Here is a 14982-nt window from a genome sequence, read left to right as displayed (position 1 = left end):
TATGCCCCTCTGAACTGCGAGATTGGGTCACTCGGAAGCGCCGCCCTTCACGTAAGCCTCGTAGCCCTCGTTCTCCAGCTTGTCGGCGAGCTCGGCGCCGCCGGACTCGACGATGCGGCCGCCCGCGAAGACGTGGACGTAGTCGGGCTGGATGTACCGCAGGATGCGGGTGTAGTGGGTGACCAGCAGGGTGCCGACCTCGCCGGTGGAGCGAACCCGGTTGATGCCCTCGGAGACGATGCGCAGCGCGTCGACGTCCAGGCCGGAGTCGGTCTCGTCCAGGATGGCGATCTTCGGCTTGAGCAGCTCCAGCTGGAGGATCTCGTGCCGCTTCTTCTCGCCGCCGGAGAAGCCCTCGTTGACGTTGCGCTCGGCGAAGGCCGGGTCCATCTGGAGGGCGGCCATCGCCTCCTTGACCTCCTTCACCCAGGTGCGCAGCTTGGGGGCCTCGCCGCGCACGGCGGTGGCGGCGGTGCGCAGGAAGTTGGAGACCGAGACACCGGGGACCTCGACCGGGTACTGCATGGCGAGGAAGACACCGGCGCGGGCGCGCTCGTCGACGGTCATCTCCAGCACGTTCTCGCCGTCCAGCAGCACCGAGCCGCTGGTGACGGTGTACTTGGGGTGACCGGCCAGCGAGTAGGCCAGGGTGGACTTGCCGGAGCCGTTGGGGCCCATGATCGCGTGGGTCTCGCCCTGCTTCACGGTCAGGTCGACGCCGCGCAGGATCTCGCGCGGGCCGCCTTCGGCGTCGACGGAGACGTGCAGGTCACGGATTTCAAGCGTTGCCATGTGTACTCAGGACTCCTGGTTGACGGAGACGAGCACATCGTCCCCTTCGATCTTTACGGGGTAGACGGCGACCGGCTTGGTGGCGGGCAGCCCGGAGGGCTTGCCGGAGCGCAGGTCGAAGCTGGAGCCGTGCAGCCAGCACTCGATCATGCAGTCCTCGACCTCGCCCTCGGAGAGGGAGACGTTCGCGTGCGAGCAGATGTCGTTGATCGCGAACACCTCGCCCTCGGTGAAGACGAGAGCGACCGGGACGCCGTTGAGCTCGACGCGCTTGGGCACGTCCTCGTGGAGTTCGCTCAGCGAGCAGGCGCGAAGGAAACTCATCCGACGTTCGCTTCCAGCTCGGCCTCGATCTTCTCCATCAGGTGGTCCTGGATCTCGGCGACGCCGATCTGCTGGACCAGCTCGGCGAAGAAGCCGCGCACCACGAGGCGGCGGGCCTCGTCGGCCGGGATACCGCGAGCCTGCAGGTAGAAGAGCTGCTCGTCGTCGAAGCGGCCGGTGGCGGAGGCGTGGCCGGCGCCGACGATCTCACCGGTCTCGATCTCCAGGTTGGGGATCGAGTCGACCCGGGCACCGTCGGTGAGCACCAGGTTGCGGTTGTGCTCATAGGTGTCGGTGCCCTCGGCGGCGGCGCGGATCAGCACGTCGCCGACCCAGACCGCGTGCGCGTCCTGACCCTGGAGGGCGCCCTTGTAGACCACGTTGGACCGGCAGTGCGGGGTGTCGTGGTCGATGATCAGGCGGTGCTCCAGGTGCTGGCCCGCGTCGGCGAAGTACAGCCCGTACAGCTCGGCCTCGCCGCCGGGACCTGCGTAGCGCACCCTGGGGTGGATCCGGACCAGGTCGCCGCCGAAGGTGACGATCACGGACTTGAGCGAGGCGTCCCGGCCGACCAGGGCGGACTGCTGGGCGACGTGCACCGCGTCGCGCTCCCAGTCCTGGACGGAGACGAAGGTGAGCTTGGCGCCGTCGCCGACCAGCAGCTCGACGTTGGCGGCCCGGGTGCCGGTGCCGGTGTGGTTCAGCACCACGACCGCCTCGGCGAACGGCTTGACGTCGATCACCACGTGCGCGAAGCGGACGCCGCCCTCGGCGTGCACGTCGATCTTCACCGGCTCGGTGAGCACGGTCTCCGCGGGGACGGTGACGACCAGCGCCTGCTCGAAGGCGCTGAACGCCTGCGCGGCGACCCGGTCGACCGGCGTACCGGCCTTGCCCAGGCGGGCGTCGTCACGGCCGACGGTCTCGGCGGTGACGCCGTCCGGCAGGGCCAGCTCGACCTTGTCAGTACCCTCGCCGCCACGCGCGGCGGTTGAGGCGGCGGTGCCGTCGTGCAGACCGCCCAGGCGGTGCATCGGCGTGAACCGCCAGTCCTCCTCACGGCCGTGCGGCACCGGGAAGTCGTTCACGTCAAACGAGGGCTTGACCGCGACCCGGGCGTCGATCGGCTGCTGGACGGTGGCCCGACCCGTGCCGGGACCGGCCAGCTGGGCACCGGCTCCGGTGGTGCCGACCTCGATCGAACCGGCGGTGGTGGCGCCGGAGGTGTTCTGAACGTCAGCCATGGCTGTTCGTAGTGCTCTCTTCCTCAATGGTGTGGATGGACCGCGTTCGGCTGGGCGTCAGCCGACGGAGCCCTCCATCTGCAGCTCGATCAGCCGGTTGAGCTCAAGCGCGTACTCCATCGGCAGCTCGCGGGCGATCGGCTCGACGAAGCCGCGGACGATCATCGCCATCGCCTCGAACTCGGTCATGCCACGGCTCATCAGGTAGAAGAGCTGGTCCTCGCTGACCTTGGAGACGGTGGCCTCGTGGCCCATGGACACGTCGTCCTCGCGGACGTCCACGTACGGGTAGGTGTCCGAGCGGGAGATTGTGTCGACCAGCAGCGCGTCGCAGAGCACGTTGGACTTGGCGCCCTTGGAGCCCTCGCCGATCTCGATCAGACCGCGGTAGGACGTGCGGCCACCGCCACGCGCCACCGACTTGGAGACGATGTTGGAGGAGGTGTTCGGCGCCATGTGGACCATCTTGGCGCCGGCGTCCTGGTGCTGGCCCTCGCCCGCGAAAGCGATCGACAGGGTCTCGCCCTTGGCGTGCTCGCCCATCAGGTAGACGGCCGGGTACTTCATGGTGACCTTGGAGCCGATGTTGCCGTCGACCCACTCCATGGTCGCGCCCTCGTACGCCACGGCGCGCTTGGTGACCAGGTTGTAGACGTTGTTCGACCAGTTCTGGATGGTCGTGTAGCGGCAGCGGCCGCCCTTCTTGACGATGATCTCGACCACGGCGCTGTGCAGCGAGTCCGAGGAGTAGATCGGCGCGGTGCAGCCCTCGACGTAGTGGACGTAGGCGTCCTCGTCGACGATGATCAGCGTCCGCTCGAACTGGCCCATGTTCTCGGTGTTGATCCGGAAGTAGGCCTGGAGCGGAATGTCGACGTGCACGCCCTTCGGCACGTAGATGAACGAACCGCCGGACCACACGGCCGTGTTCAGCGCGGCGAACTTGTTGTCACCGGGCGGGATGACGGTGCCGAAGTACTCCTTGAAGATCTCCGGGTGCTCGCGCAGCGCGGTGTCCGTGTCCAGGAAGATGACGCCCTGCTCCTCCAGGTCCTCGCGGATCTGGTGGTAGACGACCTCGGACTCGTACTGTGCGGCGACACCGGCGACCAGGCGCTGCTTCTCCGCCTCCGGGATGCCCAGCTTGTCGTACGTCGCCTTGATGTCCGCGGGCAGGTCCTCCCAGGACTCGGCCTGCTTCTCGGTGGAGCGGACGAAGTACTTGATGTTGTCGAAGTCGATGCCGGAGAGGTCGGAACCCCAGGTCGGCATGGGCTTCTTGCCGAACAGCTTCAGGCCCTTGAGACGCAGGTTGAGCATCCACTCGGACTCGGACTTCTTCGCCGAGATGTCGCGGACGACGTCCTCGCTGAGGCCACGCTTGGCTTCGGCCCCCGCGACGTCCGGGTCCGCCCAGCCGTACTCGTAGGTGCCCAGGCCCTCGAGCTCCGGGTGCGAAACGGTGTCAGTCATGCGAGGTTCCTCCGCGCGGACGCTGAATTCTGATCGGTATCCGTACCGGCAGTCGGCACGGCATCGGACACCGGGCGGCCGCCGGGCGACGATGCTGCACCGGGTGCCGGCACATAGGTGGTGCAGACCCCGTCGCCGTGGGCGATGGTGGCCAGCCGTTGCACATGGGTGCCCAGAAGCTGGGAGAAGACCTCGGTCTCCGCCTCGCAGAGCTGCGGGAACTGCTCGGCGATGTGCGCGACCGGGCAGTGGTGCTGGCACAGCTGGGCGCCTGCGGGGGTCTTTGCAGCGCCCGCCGACGGCACTCGCCGCACAGTGGCAGCGTACCCGTCGGCACTCAGCGCCTGGGCGAGAGCCTCGGTGCGCTGGTCGGGCTCGGCCTGGCCCAGCACGGTGAGGTATTTCTGGCCCTGCTCGCCGAAGCGGGCCCGGGCGAAGGCGGCGACCGCCTCCTCGCCCGCCTTGCCGCCGCCCACCGCGTCGGAGATCCAGCGCAGCGCGTCGGCCGCGAGCTGGTCGTACGCCTGGTAGAAGGCGTCCCGCCCGGACTCGGTGAGAGCGAAGACCTTGGCCGGACGGCCCCGGCCCCGACTGCCGTAGACCCGCTGTTCGCGGGACTCGACCAGACCGGCGGCCAGCAGCCCGTCGATGTGACGGCGGACTGCGGCGGTGGTCAGGCCCAGGCGGCTGGCCAGGTCGGCAGCGGAGGACGGACCGTGGTCCAGGATCGAACGGGCGACCCGGTCCCGAGTCGCCCGATGGCCCTCCAGCAGCACCTCTGCCGCCGTCGCGGGCACGGCGCAGCCGGGGGCCGACTCGGCCTCCAGCTGCTCAACCTGCTCGCGCACGTTTTTCACAACACCAGTGTTGCGTAATTCCTTCCGATGCGACAAGCCGTGATCCACGCCTCATTGGTGGCATCTGTCACGCAGGTAAGCCTTACCTGACCTGCGGAAATGATCACGGCACTCGGTGTCAAGCCCGCCCGTGCGGTCCTTTTAGACTCGCCGGTATGCATGCAGACCCCGCCGTCGAGGTGACCGGACTGGTCAAGCGGTACGGCGACAAGACCGCAGTGGACGGCCTGGACCTCACCGTCCGGCGCGGCGCGATCACCGCCGTGCTCGGCCCCAACGGCGCCGGCAAGACCACCACCATCGAGACCTGCGAGGGCTACCGCCGCCCCGACGCCGGGACGGTACGCGTCCTCGGCCTCGACCCGGTCGCCGACGCCCGGCAGCTGCGGCCCAGGGTCGGCGTGATGCTCCAGTCCGGCGGCGTCTACGCGGGCGCCCGCGCCGTGGAGATGCTTCGCCACACCGCCAGGCTGCACGCCGACCCGCTCGACGTGGACACCCTCGTCGAGCGTCTCGGCCTCGACTCCTGCGGCCGCACCAGCTACCGCCGCCTCTCCGGCGGCCAGCAGCAGCGCCTCGCCCTGGCGATGGCCGTGGTCGGCCGCCCCGAACTGGTCTTCCTGGACGAGCCCACCGCCGGGCTCGACCCGCAGGCCCGCCGCGCCACCTGGGACCTGGTCCGCGACCTGCGCCGCGACGGCGTCAGCGTCGTCGTCACCACCCACCACATGGACGAGGCCGAGCAGCTCGCCGACCGGGTCGCCATCGTCGACCGCGGCCGGGTGATCGCCGAGGGCAGCCCCGAGGAACTCTGCCGGGACGGCGCCGAGAGCAGCCTGCACTTCGAAGGACCGGCCGGACTCGACCTCGGCTCACTGCTCAAGGTGCTGCCCGACGGCTCCTCGGTCGCCGAACCGCGCCCCGGCACGTACCGCATCGAGGCCCCGCTCGATCCCCAGCTGCTCGCCACCGTCACCGCCTGGTGCGCCTCCTCCGGCGTGATGCCGGAGAAGCTGACGGTCCAGCGCCGCAGCCTCGAAGACGTCTTCCTCGACCTGACCGGACGGGACCTTCGTTCATGACCTCCTACTCCCCCGCTCCGGGTGCCGCGCCCGTCGGCCGGATGCTGCTGGCGCAGACCGCCTTCGAGACGAAGATGCTGCTGCGCAACGGCGAACAGCTGCTGCTCACCGTGGTCATCCCGACCGTGCTGCTGGTGCTCTTCAGCGCCGTGGACGTCGTCTCGGTGGACGGCCCCGGCAAGCGGGTGGACTTCCTGGCGCCCGGCCTGCTGGCGCTGGCCGTGATGTCCACCGCCTTCACCGGCCAGGCCATCGGCACCGGCTTCGAGCGCCGCTACGGCGTCCTCAAGCGGCTCGGGGCCAGCCCGCTGCCGCGCTGGGCACTGCTGACCGCCAAGACCGGCTGCGTACTGATCACCGAGGTCCTCCAGGTCGCCCTGCTCTCGGTGATCGCCCTCACCCTCGGCTGGTCCCCGCACGGCAACCTGCCGGCCGTCGTCGGACTCCTGGTCCTCGGCACCGCCGCCTTCTCCGGCCTCGGCCTGCTGATGGCGGGCACCCTGCGGGCGGAGGCCACCCTGGCCGCCGCCAACCTGGTGTTCATCCTGCTGCTGCTGGCCGGCGGCGTGGTGGTCCCGCTCTCCAAGTTCCCCTCCGGCGTCCGGTCGGCCCTGGAGCTCCTCCCGATCAGCGCCCTCTCCGACGGCCTCCGCTCGGTCCTCCAGTACGGCGCCGGGATCCCCTGGTCCGACCTGGGCATCCTCGGCGTCTGGGCGGTGCTGGGGCTCGGCGCCGCGGCCCGCTTCTTCCGCTGGGAGTAAGGGACTTTCCGGGGGCGAACGAGTAGCTGCTCAGGGGTGCGGGGCCCCTGACACTTACGCTGGTGCCGTGACCTTTCATGGCTGGTCGGCCGAGGCGCTCGAGTTCTACGAGCACCTGGAGGCCGACAACTCCAAGACGTTCTGGGATGCGCACCGCTCCACGTACGAGGAGACCGTCCGCACCCCGATGGCCGACCTGCTGGACGAGCTGGAGGACGAGTTCGGCCCCGGCAAGATCTTCCGGCCCAACCGCGATGTCCGGTTCAGTGCCGACAAGTCGCCGTACAAGACGCATATCGGCGCCCACCTGGGCAGCGGCGGCTACATCCAGCTCTCCGCCGACGGCCTGGCCTGCGGCAACGGCATGTACCAGCTCGCCCCGGACCAGCTGGAGCGCTACCGCACCGCCGTCTCCGAGGACATCACCGGCGCCCAACTGAAGCGCGTCATCGCCGATGTCGAGCAGGCCGGGCCGACCGTGCACGGCCGGGACGCCCTCAAGACCGCACCGCGCGGCTACCCGAAGGACCACCCCCGGATCGAACTCCTCCGCTACAAGGGCCTGGTCGCCTGGCAGGAGTGGCCGCCCGCCGCCTGGCTCGGCACCCGCACCGCCGCCAAGCGGATCACCACCTTCCTGCGCGCCTCCCAACCGCTGCGAGCCTGGCTGGACAACCACGTCGGGCCGAGCGAACTCCCCGCCCGGTAGGGCTGGTTGCAGGACCGGCGGCCGGCAGGCCGGGTCAGTGGCGGCGCGACCGGCGGCGGGTGGCGAACAGCAGTCCGCCACCGACCACGATCACGGCCGCGCCGCCCGCCGCGATCACGGGGGCGTTGCCGCCGCCCCCGGTCGAGGCCAGCTCCGGCCCGGACGGACTCGGGGACGGGCTCGGCTTCCTGGTGCCGGGGGTGGGCGTCGGGCTCTTCGACGGGGTGGCCGAGTGCGAGGGGCTGGGACTGTGGCTCGGACTCGGGCTCGGGCTCGGGCTGTGCGAGGGCGGCGGTGTCTGGCAGGGCACGACGGTCCTGGTCTGGTCGATGCTCCAGCCGTTCTGGCCCTTGGGGTCCTCGTCGGTGAGGACGATGAGCTCGGCCTTGACGTCCTTGCTGTGCGCCTTGACGGGAACGTCCTTGCCGAAGGTCTCACCGAAGCTCTGGTCGACCACCTTCTGCCCGTCCAGGACGAGGGTGACGGTGTTCTTGAACTTCGCGTTGTAGTCGGTCAGCTGGATGCTCACCCTGTCGCAGGTCACCGACCAGTGCGGTACGTGTGCCGAGGCGCTGCCCGCCACCGCCAGGGGTGCTGCCGTGCCGAGTGCGACCGCTGCCACCAGTGCGCCGTTCCGAATCCGCCGCTGTCCCGCCATGCCGGATCGTCCCTCCCGAATTTCCTTGCCGCGGACGGGCGTTGACGGTTCCGACGACTCCGCCCCGGCCTGAGATGGGGCACTCTACCGGGCCGGGCGCGCTGTGCCACCCCCGTCGAACGGCCGAATGTGTGTGGCCCAACAGCCCATCACGGCAAGGAAGTCGGCCATGCGGGAATACAGAAAATGCACCCTGCCCGAACGCTTCCGATCGGACATGGTGCATTTCGCCTGTTCGGTGGAGTGCCGGACCTTGCGGCCCGCGCGCCGACGCGCCGCCGCCGGTGAAGGTGATCCGGCTGCCGCCTCCGCTGCCTTCGGTCGTGACCGTGACACCGGCGGAGGGGCGGCCGAGGCCGGCGCGGTCGAGGCAGCACGCAGCTTGGCGAACTCGGCCGCGAAGTCGATCGGGGACGGGCCCTTCGAGGCCGTCCCGGAGTGCGCCTCCAGACGGCCAGAGCCTACCTTCTCCCCGGAGTGGACACCGTTGCGGTACATCACCTCGGTGCCTGCGGAGCCGACCTGGATAGCGCCCCGACCATCAGGGCGATGGGTCTGGACCAATGGGTGCGGACCGGGTGCACACCCTCGCGGCCGGGCGGACCAGTCGGTCAAGAACGGTGACCGGTCCGCCGGAAAACGTCTCCTTCTGCGCGCCCCGCCCGGAAGCGGCGGCCCCGCACCAAGATCCGGCATAAGCCGACCTAGGATGAACGGGTGCGTACCCCCTCCTCCCTCCTCGCCGACCGCTGGCACCCCACCGCCGAGACGGTCCGGCGGGCCGCGCTCGCCGCGCTGGTGATGAGCGTGGTGATCGTGGTCACCGGCGGCGCCGTCCGGCTCACCGCCTCCGGCCTCGGCTGCACCACCTGGCCCCGCTGCACCGGCGAGAGCCTGACGCCGACTCCCCAGATGGGCGTCCACGGCATCATCGAGTTCACCAACCGGATGCTGACGTACGTGCTCTGCGCGGCGATCGCCTGGGCCACCCTGGCCGCGCGGTCCCACAAGCCGTGGCGCCGCAGCCTGACCAAGCTGGGCTGGACCCAGTTCTGGCTGGTGATGAGCAACTCCGTGATCGGCGGCATCACCGTACTGACCGGGCTCAACCCGTACTCGGTGGCCGTGCACATGATCTCGGCGATGGGCCTGGTCTGGGTCGCCCTGCTGATGTGGGAGCGCACCAAGGAGGGCGACGGCGCGCCGCAGCCCTCCGTCAGTCGGCCGATCATCCAGCTCTCGTACGTGCTGATTACGGTGATCGGCCTGCTGGTTGCCGTCGGCACGGTGGTGACCGGTGCCGGTCACCACCCCGGCGCGCCCGGCAAGGACGGCAAGCCCGTGCCGCGTATCCCGATCGACTACGACCGCCTCGCCCAGGCCCACGCGGACCTGGTCTTCCTCTCGGTCGGTCTGACGCTGGCGGTGATCTTCGTGTTCGCCGCGATCAAGGCTCCGCCGGCGGCCCGGGCACGAGTGCGGGATCTCTTCGTCCTGCTGCTGGTGCAGGGCACGCTGGGGTTCGTCCAGTACTTCACCGACGCCCCCGAGGTCATGGTCGGCCTGCACATGCTCGGTGCTGCCCTGATCTGGGCTGCCGCCCTGCGGATCCCGCTGGCCCTGCGCACCCGCTCCGCCGAGGACCCCGCCCCGGCCGCCCCGACCAAGGCCCTGCAGCCCGCCTGAGCCTCTCAGGGCAAGGGCCGACTAAACAGGGGCGCGGCCCCTGAAAAGTTGGCCCTTGCCCCTAAAGGTTTGCGCGGGGCCCCCGGGGGGGTTCTCAGCCGCCGAGCTGGATGCCGGCCATCCGCTTCCACTCGTACGGGCCGGTCTTCACCTTGAGGCCGAGCTCGCCCTCGAAGCTGTCGTGCAGGGTGAGCCCGGACAGCGCGGCGGCCCGGCGGCCGATCGCATAGGTCGGGGCGATCTGGTCGCCCCAGGCGCCGTCCGCGCCGACCATGACGATCCGGGTGGCCGTGCGGCCGACGTACTCGACCACGCCCTCGGCGCTGCCGCCGTGCTGCCTGGCGAAGCTGTCGATGTGCTTGGCGATGCGCTTGGCACGGCGCTCGGCGCGGGCGTCCGGTGCGGCGGTGGTGGCGGTCTCTGCGCTGCTCATGCCCGCATGCTACCGACCAGTAGTCCGGCTGGCGACGGGAGAGCCGTGTGCGGCGGGCCACATGACAGCCCGCCACCTGACGCAGAAGGGCCCGACCTGATGAGGTCGGGCCCTTCTGCGGTGGTCGATCAGAGGAACGGATCCACCGCGATGACCACGAAGAGTAGCGAGAGATAGGTGATGGACCAGTGGAAGAGCCGCATCTCCTTCAGCTGCGCCCCCACGACCCCGGCCTTGGCCCGGGCGTACAGGCCGTGCGCCTCCTTGAGCCAGAAGGCACCGAGCACGACCGCCGCGATCGGATACAGCAGCGTGGTGTGCGCCAGCGGCCACAGGGCCAGCGAGACGGCCACCATGACCCAGGAGTAGATGACGATCTGCTTGGCCACCGCGAGGTTGCCCTTGAGCACCGGGAGCATCGGGACCCCGGCCCTCTCGTAGTCCTCACGGACCTTCATGGACAGCGGCCAGTAGTGCGGCGGCGTCCAGAAGAAGATGACCAGGAAGAGCACCAGCGCCGACCAGGACAGCGAGTTGGTCACCGCCGCCCAGCCCACGAAGACCGGCATACAGCCCGCGATACCGCCCCAGACGATGTTCTGGGTGGTCCGGCGCTTGAGGCCCAGCGTGTAGACGAAGACGTAGAAGAGCAGTGCGGTCAGCGCCAGGCCCGCGGACAGCCAGTTGACCAACTCGCCCAGCCAGACGGTCGAGCCGATCGCGAGCGCGATACCGAAGAGCAGCGCCTCGCGCGGCGACACCATGCCCGTGACGATCGGGCGGCGCTCGGTCCTGGACATCACCGCGTCGATGTCGCGGTCGATGTACATGTTGAGCGCATTGGCTCCACCGGCCGACAGATAGCCGCCGATGACCACGTACAGGACCATCAGCAGATCGGGTACCCCGCGCTGCGCCAGGAACATCACCGGAACGGTGGTCATCAGCAGCAGCTCGATGATCCGAGGCTTGGTCAGTGCGACGAAGGCCCCGACACGGGCCCCGAAGGGCCGGCGCGCAGGGCTCGCCCCGACCGCCCCGGCAGGGCGGCTCTCGACGGCGGTCACGAACACCCCAACTCAAGATGAATCTTCACAGGCGTCCCCGGGACCACTCGGTTCCGTCACGACCGCGCTGCGCGTACCACGCCACCTTAGACGTTCCATATCTCCGCACCGGCCTCGGGGTCCCCCGGCGAGGCGCAAGCGCACACCGCCGGGTGAATCACCGCAAACCACCCGCTCGCCCGTCTTGCTCTGCGGACGCGCAAAGCCGATCGAGATGGGTCAGGGTAGGACAAGGTGTGTGCCGCCTCCGCAGGGAATCGCGGCCGTGAACTCCTGGTTGTTCCAGCACGCAGGGTGAGGCCCGCTCTGGCGGTAGGCTCGCACAGAGAAGCGGGATCAACCCTCCGTGACCGGCACCATCGTGGCGTCGAACCACAGCGACGTGGGCCGACCCGGTCCCTCACGGGGTCACTCTTCATTTATGGAAGGAGCCCTGACTCAGGGTGAGCACCACGCCGACGAACACATTCGAGTGGACCGAGCTGGACCAGAGGACGGTCGACACGGCCCGGGTTTTGGCCATGGACGCCGTCCAGAAGGTTGGCAACGGACATCCCGGTACGGCCATGTCGCTGGCCCCCGCGGCGTACCTGATCTTCCAGCGCTTCCTGCGCCACGACCCCACCGACCCGGCCTGGACCGGGCGCGACCGCTTCGTGCTCTCCCCCGGGCACACCTCGCTGACCCTCTACACCCAGCTCTACCTCGCGGGTTACGGGCTGTCGCTGGACGACCTCAAGGCGTTCCGCGTCGCGGGCAGCCGCACCCCGGGGCACCCGGAGCACGGCCACACCGCCGGTGTCGAGACCACCACCGGGCCGCTGGGCCAGGGCATCGGCAACGCGGTCGGCATGGCGATGGCCGCCCGCTACGAGCGCGGTCTGTTCGACCCCGAGGCCCCGGCGGGCGAGTCCCCGTTCGACCACACCATCTGGGCGATCGTCTCCGACGGCGACCTGGAGGAGGGCATCTCCGCCGAGGCGTCCTCGCTGGCGGGGCACCAGAAGCTGGGCAACCTGGTCGCGCTCTACGACGACAACCACATCTCGATCGAGGGCGACACCGCGACCGCCTTCTCCGAGGACGTCCTGACCCGCTACGAGGCTTACGGCTGGCACGTCCAGCGCGTGACCCCCAAGGCCGACGGCGACATCGACGTGCACGCTCTGGCGACGGCCCTGGACGCGGCCCGCGCCGAGACCTCCCGCCCGTCGATCATCGCGATGCGCACCATCATCGCCTGGCCCGCGCCGGACGCGCAGAACACCGCCAAGGCGCACGGTTCGGCGCTCGGCGAGGCCGAGATCGCCGCCACCAAGAAGGTGCTGGGCTTCGACCCGCAGAAGCACTTCGAGGTCAGCGACACCGTCATCAACCACGCCCGCGAGGTCGTCCAGCGCGGCAAGGCGAAGCGCCACGAGTGGGAGGAGTCCTTCCACGCCTGGCGCGAGGCCAACCCGCAGCGCGCCGCCGAGTTCGACCGGATCACCGCCGGTGAGCTCCCCGACGGCTGGGAGAAGGCCGTGCCGGTCTTCCCGGCCGGCAAGGACGTCGCCACCCGCAAGGCCAGCGGCGACACCCTCAAGGCGCTCGGCGCGGTGATCCCGGAGCTGTGGGGCGGCTCGGCCGACCTCGCGGAGTCCAACCTCACCACCATCGACGAGGACAGCTCCTTCCTGCCCGAGGGCAACCCGCTGAAGTCGGCCAGCCCGTACGGCCGGACGATCCACTTCGGCATCCGCGAGCACGCCATGGGCTCGACCATGAACGGCATCGCGCTGCACGGCAACACCCGGGTCTTCGGCGGCACCTTCCTGGTGTTCTCCGACTACATGCGCCCGGCCGTCCGCCTCGCCGCGCTGATGAAGCTCCCGGTCACCTATGTCTGGACGCACGACTCGATCGGCCTCGGCGAGGACGGCCCGACCCACCAGCCGGTCGAGCACCTGGCCGCACTGCGCGCCATCCCGGGCCTGGCCGTGGTCCGCCCGGCCGACGCCAACGAGACGGCCGTCGCCTGGCGCACCATCACCGAGCGGCACTCCAGCCACCCGGGCCCGGTCGGCCTCGCCCTCACCCGCCAGGGTGTGCCGACCTTCGACCGCGAGGTCTTCCACTCGGCCGACGGCGCCGCCAAGGGCGGTTACGTGCTGGCCGAGGCGTCCAACAGCGCCCCGCAGGTGATCCTGATCGGCACCGGCTCCGAGGTGCAGCTCGCGGTCAAGGCCCGCGAGGCGCTGGAGGCCGACGGCATCGCCACCCGCGTGGTGTCCATGCCGTCCATCGAGTGGTTCAACGAGCAGGACCAGGCGTACCGCGACAGCGTGCTGCCGCCGAACGTCCGGGCCCGGGTCTCGGTCGAGGCGGGCATCGCCCAGGGCTGGCGCGAGCTGGTCGGCGACGCCGGTCGGATCATCAGCCTGGAGCACTACGGTGCCTCCGCCGACTACAAGGTGCTGTTCAACGAGTTCGGCCTGACCGCCGACGCCGTGGCCAACGCCGCCCGCGCCTCGCTCCGCACGGTCGAGGCCGTCTCCCGCTAGTACCACCCCCGCCGACCGAAGGGCGCGCCGATGCCGAGAGCCACCAGCGTCGACATCGGACCACAGCGCCCGGAGGCCGGCGGGATGTAGCGAGCCGGGCATCCGACCGCACATTGGATGCCCGGCCCGTCTGACGACCCCACAGCAGACGAACAAAGACGAAGAAGAGGATGAAGCACCATGACTGACGCACTGAAGCGCCTCAGCGACGAAGGCGTGGCGATCTGGCTGGACGACCTCAGCCGCGATCGGCTGAACAGCGGGAACCTGGCCGAACTGGTGCAGAGCAAGCACGTGGTGGGTGTCACCACCAACCCGACCATCTTCCAGAAGGCCATCGGCGGCGGCAGCACCGCCTACGAGGGCCAGCTGAAGGACCTGGCGGTCCGCAAGGTCAGCACCGACGAGGCCGTCCGCATGATCACCACCTCGGACGTGCGCGACGCGGCCGACGTGCTGCGCCCGGTCTACGACGCCTCCAACGGCCGCGACGGCCGGGTCTCCATCGAGGTCGACCCGCGGCTGGCGCACGAGACCGCCCCCACCGTCGCCGAGGCCAAGCAGCTGTGGTGGCTGGTGGACCGTCCCAACGTGTTCATCAAGATCCCCGCCACCAAGGCCGGTCTGCCCGCCATCTCCGCCGTGCTCGGCAAGGGCATCAGCGTCAATGTCACGCTGATCTTCTCCCTGGAGCGCTACCACGCGGTGATGGACGCCTACCTGACCGGTCTGGAGCAGGCCAAGGCCGCCGGCCTGGACCTCTCCGGCATCGAGTCGGTCGCCTCCTTCTTCGTGTCCCGCGTGGACACCGAGATCGACAAGCGCCTGGAGAAGATCGGCGGCGAGGCCAGGGAGCTCCGCTCGAAGGCCGGCCTGGCCAACGCCCGCCTCGCCTACCAGGCGTACGAGGAGGTGTTCGGCTCGGCCGACGGTTCGAGGCAGGGCTCCGACCGCTGGAAGGCCCTTGAGGCCGCCGGCGCCAAGGCGCAGCGCCCGCTGTGGGCCTCCACCGGCGTCAAGGACCCGGCCCTGCCGGACACCCTGTACGTCACCGAGCTGGTCGCCCCCGGCACCGTGAACACCATGCCCGAAGGCACCCTGGACGCCACCGACGACCACGGCGTGGTCACCGGTGACACCATCACCGTCAACTACGCCGACGCCAAGGCCGTGATGGACGCCATCGCCGCCGCCGGTGTCGACTACGACGACGTGGTCCAGGTGCTGGAGGACGAGGGCGTGGAGAAGTTCGAGCAGTCCTGGAACGAGCTGCTCGACACCGTCACCGCCTCCCTGGCCTCCTTCGCCGGCGAGAAGTGACCGTCCTGCTCACACCCGTCCCATCGAAAGCGG

14 protein-coding genes are annotated in these 14982 nt (G+C 69.9%); 6 read left to right on the top strand and 8 right to left on the bottom strand.

Features of this window, described 5'->3' with window-relative positions; all coding sequences use genetic code 11:
* Nucleotides 1-27 precede the first annotated feature (27 nt).
* The 5 genes from sufC to P3T39_RS14610 are packed head-to-tail and all read right to left on the bottom strand — an operon-like array spanning nt 28 to nt 4630.
* A complete protein-coding gene (gene sufC, locus P3T39_RS14630) occupies nt 28-792 on the bottom strand; it encodes a Fe-S cluster assembly ATPase SufC (RefSeq protein ID WP_280697990.1) in 765 nt (254 codons plus the stop codon).
* A gap of 6 nt (nt 793-798) precedes the next feature.
* Nucleotides 799-1116: a non-heme iron oxygenase ferredoxin subunit gene (locus P3T39_RS14625; RefSeq protein WP_280697989.1), complete on the bottom strand. Its 318-nt coding sequence runs from the start codon at nt 1114-1116 to the stop codon at nt 799-801.
* Nucleotides 1113-2360 carry a Fe-S cluster assembly protein SufD gene (sufD, locus tag P3T39_RS14620; RefSeq protein WP_280697988.1) on the bottom strand — a complete coding sequence of 416 codons (1248 nt, stop codon included), beginning with the start codon at nt 2358-2360 and terminating at the stop codon, nt 1113-1115. The genes P3T39_RS14625 and sufD overlap by 4 nt, the downstream gene beginning before the upstream one ends.
* A 57-nt stretch (nt 2361-2417) precedes the next feature.
* The gene (gene sufB / locus P3T39_RS14615) at nt 2418-3833 is read right to left on the bottom strand and encodes a Fe-S cluster assembly protein SufB (protein WP_280697987.1); all 1416 of its coding nucleotides are present in this window, start codon (nt 3831-3833) and stop codon (nt 2418-2420) included.
* Nucleotides 3830-4630: a MarR family transcriptional regulator gene (locus P3T39_RS14610; protein ID WP_280698107.1), complete on the bottom strand. Its 801-nt coding sequence runs from the start codon at nt 4628-4630 to the stop codon at nt 3830-3832. The genes sufB and P3T39_RS14610 overlap by 4 nt, the downstream gene beginning before the upstream one ends.
* A gap of 215 nt (nt 4631-4845) precedes the next feature.
* Between P3T39_RS14610 and P3T39_RS14605 the strand changes: the two genes are divergently transcribed.
* The 3 genes from P3T39_RS14605 to P3T39_RS14595 all read left to right on the top strand — a co-directional run bounded on the left by P3T39_RS14605 (nt 4846) and on the right by P3T39_RS14595 (nt 7242).
* A complete protein-coding gene (locus tag P3T39_RS14605) occupies nt 4846-5772 on the top strand; it encodes an ABC transporter ATP-binding protein (protein ID WP_280697986.1) in 927 nt (308 codons plus the stop codon).
* A complete protein-coding gene (locus P3T39_RS14600) occupies nt 5769-6533 on the top strand; it encodes an ABC transporter permease (RefSeq protein ID WP_280697985.1) in 765 nt (254 codons plus the stop codon). The genes P3T39_RS14605 and P3T39_RS14600 overlap by 4 nt, the downstream gene beginning before the upstream one ends.
* Before the next feature lie 67 nt (nt 6534-6600).
* Nucleotides 6601-7242, top strand: a complete 642-nt coding sequence (locus tag P3T39_RS14595; protein ID WP_280697984.1) for a DUF2461 domain-containing protein — start codon at nt 6601-6603, stop codon at nt 7240-7242.
* Nucleotides 7243-7276: 34 nt separating this feature from the next.
* Here the strand turns inward: P3T39_RS14595 and P3T39_RS14590 are convergent, their stop codons facing one another.
* Nucleotides 7277-7900 carry an LAETG motif-containing sortase-dependent surface protein gene (locus P3T39_RS14590; protein WP_280697983.1) on the bottom strand — a complete coding sequence of 208 codons (624 nt, stop codon included), beginning with the start codon at nt 7898-7900 and terminating at the stop codon, nt 7277-7279.
* A gap of 717 nt (nt 7901-8617) precedes the next feature.
* Here P3T39_RS14590 and P3T39_RS14585 point away from each other — a divergent pair.
* A complete protein-coding gene (locus P3T39_RS14585) occupies nt 8618-9586 on the top strand; it encodes a COX15/CtaA family protein (protein WP_280697982.1) in 969 nt (322 codons plus the stop codon).
* A gap of 94 nt (nt 9587-9680) precedes the next feature.
* Here the strand turns inward: P3T39_RS14585 and P3T39_RS14580 are convergent, their stop codons facing one another.
* The gene (locus tag P3T39_RS14580) at nt 9681-10019 is read right to left on the bottom strand and encodes a hypothetical protein (protein WP_280697981.1); all 339 of its coding nucleotides are present in this window, start codon (nt 10017-10019) and stop codon (nt 9681-9683) included.
* A gap of 128 nt (nt 10020-10147) precedes the next feature.
* Complete coding sequence (locus P3T39_RS14575; RefSeq protein WP_280697980.1) at nt 10148-11092, bottom strand: heme o synthase; 945 nt, start codon at nt 11090-11092, stop codon at nt 10148-10150.
* 437 nt (nt 11093-11529) lie between these two features.
* On the opposite strand from P3T39_RS14575, the gene tkt reads away from it, so the two are divergent.
* Both tkt and tal read left to right on the top strand, forming a co-directional pair.
* The gene (tkt, locus tag P3T39_RS14570) at nt 11530-13629 is read left to right on the top strand and encodes a transketolase (protein ID WP_280697979.1); all 2100 of its coding nucleotides are present in this window, start codon (nt 11530-11532) and stop codon (nt 13627-13629) included.
* 180 nt (nt 13630-13809) lie between these two features.
* The gene (gene tal, locus P3T39_RS14565) at nt 13810-14949 is read left to right on the top strand and encodes a transaldolase (protein WP_280697978.1); all 1140 of its coding nucleotides are present in this window, start codon (nt 13810-13812) and stop codon (nt 14947-14949) included.
* The last annotated feature ends 33 nt before the right edge of the window (nt 14950-14982 follow it).

Origin of the sequence: Kitasatospora sp. GP82 (genome assembly GCF_029892105.1) — a bacterium.
In the GTDB taxonomy this organism is placed as follows: Bacteria; Actinomycetota; Actinomycetes; order Streptomycetales; family Streptomycetaceae; genus Kitasatospora.
The sequence above is the reverse complement of the archived record's forward strand: the minus strand, read 5'-3'. Positions and strand labels throughout refer to the sequence as shown.

Excerpts from the sequence above, each read along its gene's own strand:
- sufC (WP_280697990.1), bottom strand. The coding sequence starts at position 792 with ATGGCAACGCTTGAAATCCGTGACCTGCACGTCTCCGTCGACGCCGAA.
- P3T39_RS14625 (WP_280697989.1), bottom strand. The coding sequence starts at position 1,116 with ATGAGTTTCCTTCGCGCCTGCTCGCTGAGCGAACTCCACGAGGACGTG.
- sufD (WP_280697988.1), bottom strand. The coding sequence starts at position 2,360 with ATGGCTGACGTTCAGAACACCTCCGGCGCCACCACCGCCGGTTCGATC.
- sufB (WP_280697987.1), bottom strand. The coding sequence starts at position 3,833 with ATGACTGACACCGTTTCGCACCCGGAGCTCGAGGGCCTGGGCACCTAC.
- P3T39_RS14605 (WP_280697986.1), top strand. The coding sequence starts at position 4,846 with ATGCATGCAGACCCCGCCGTCGAGGTGACCGGACTGGTCAAGCGGTAC.
- P3T39_RS14600 (WP_280697985.1), top strand. The coding sequence starts at position 5,769 with ATGACCTCCTACTCCCCCGCTCCGGGTGCCGCGCCCGTCGGCCGGATG.
- P3T39_RS14590 (WP_280697983.1), bottom strand. The coding sequence starts at position 7,900 with ATGGCGGGACAGCGGCGGATTCGGAACGGCGCACTGGTGGCAGCGGTC.
- P3T39_RS14580 (WP_280697981.1), bottom strand. The coding sequence starts at position 10,019 with ATGAGCAGCGCAGAGACCGCCACCACCGCCGCACCGGACGCCCGCGCC.
- tal (WP_280697978.1), top strand. The coding sequence starts at position 13,810 with ATGACTGACGCACTGAAGCGCCTCAGCGACGAAGGCGTGGCGATCTGG.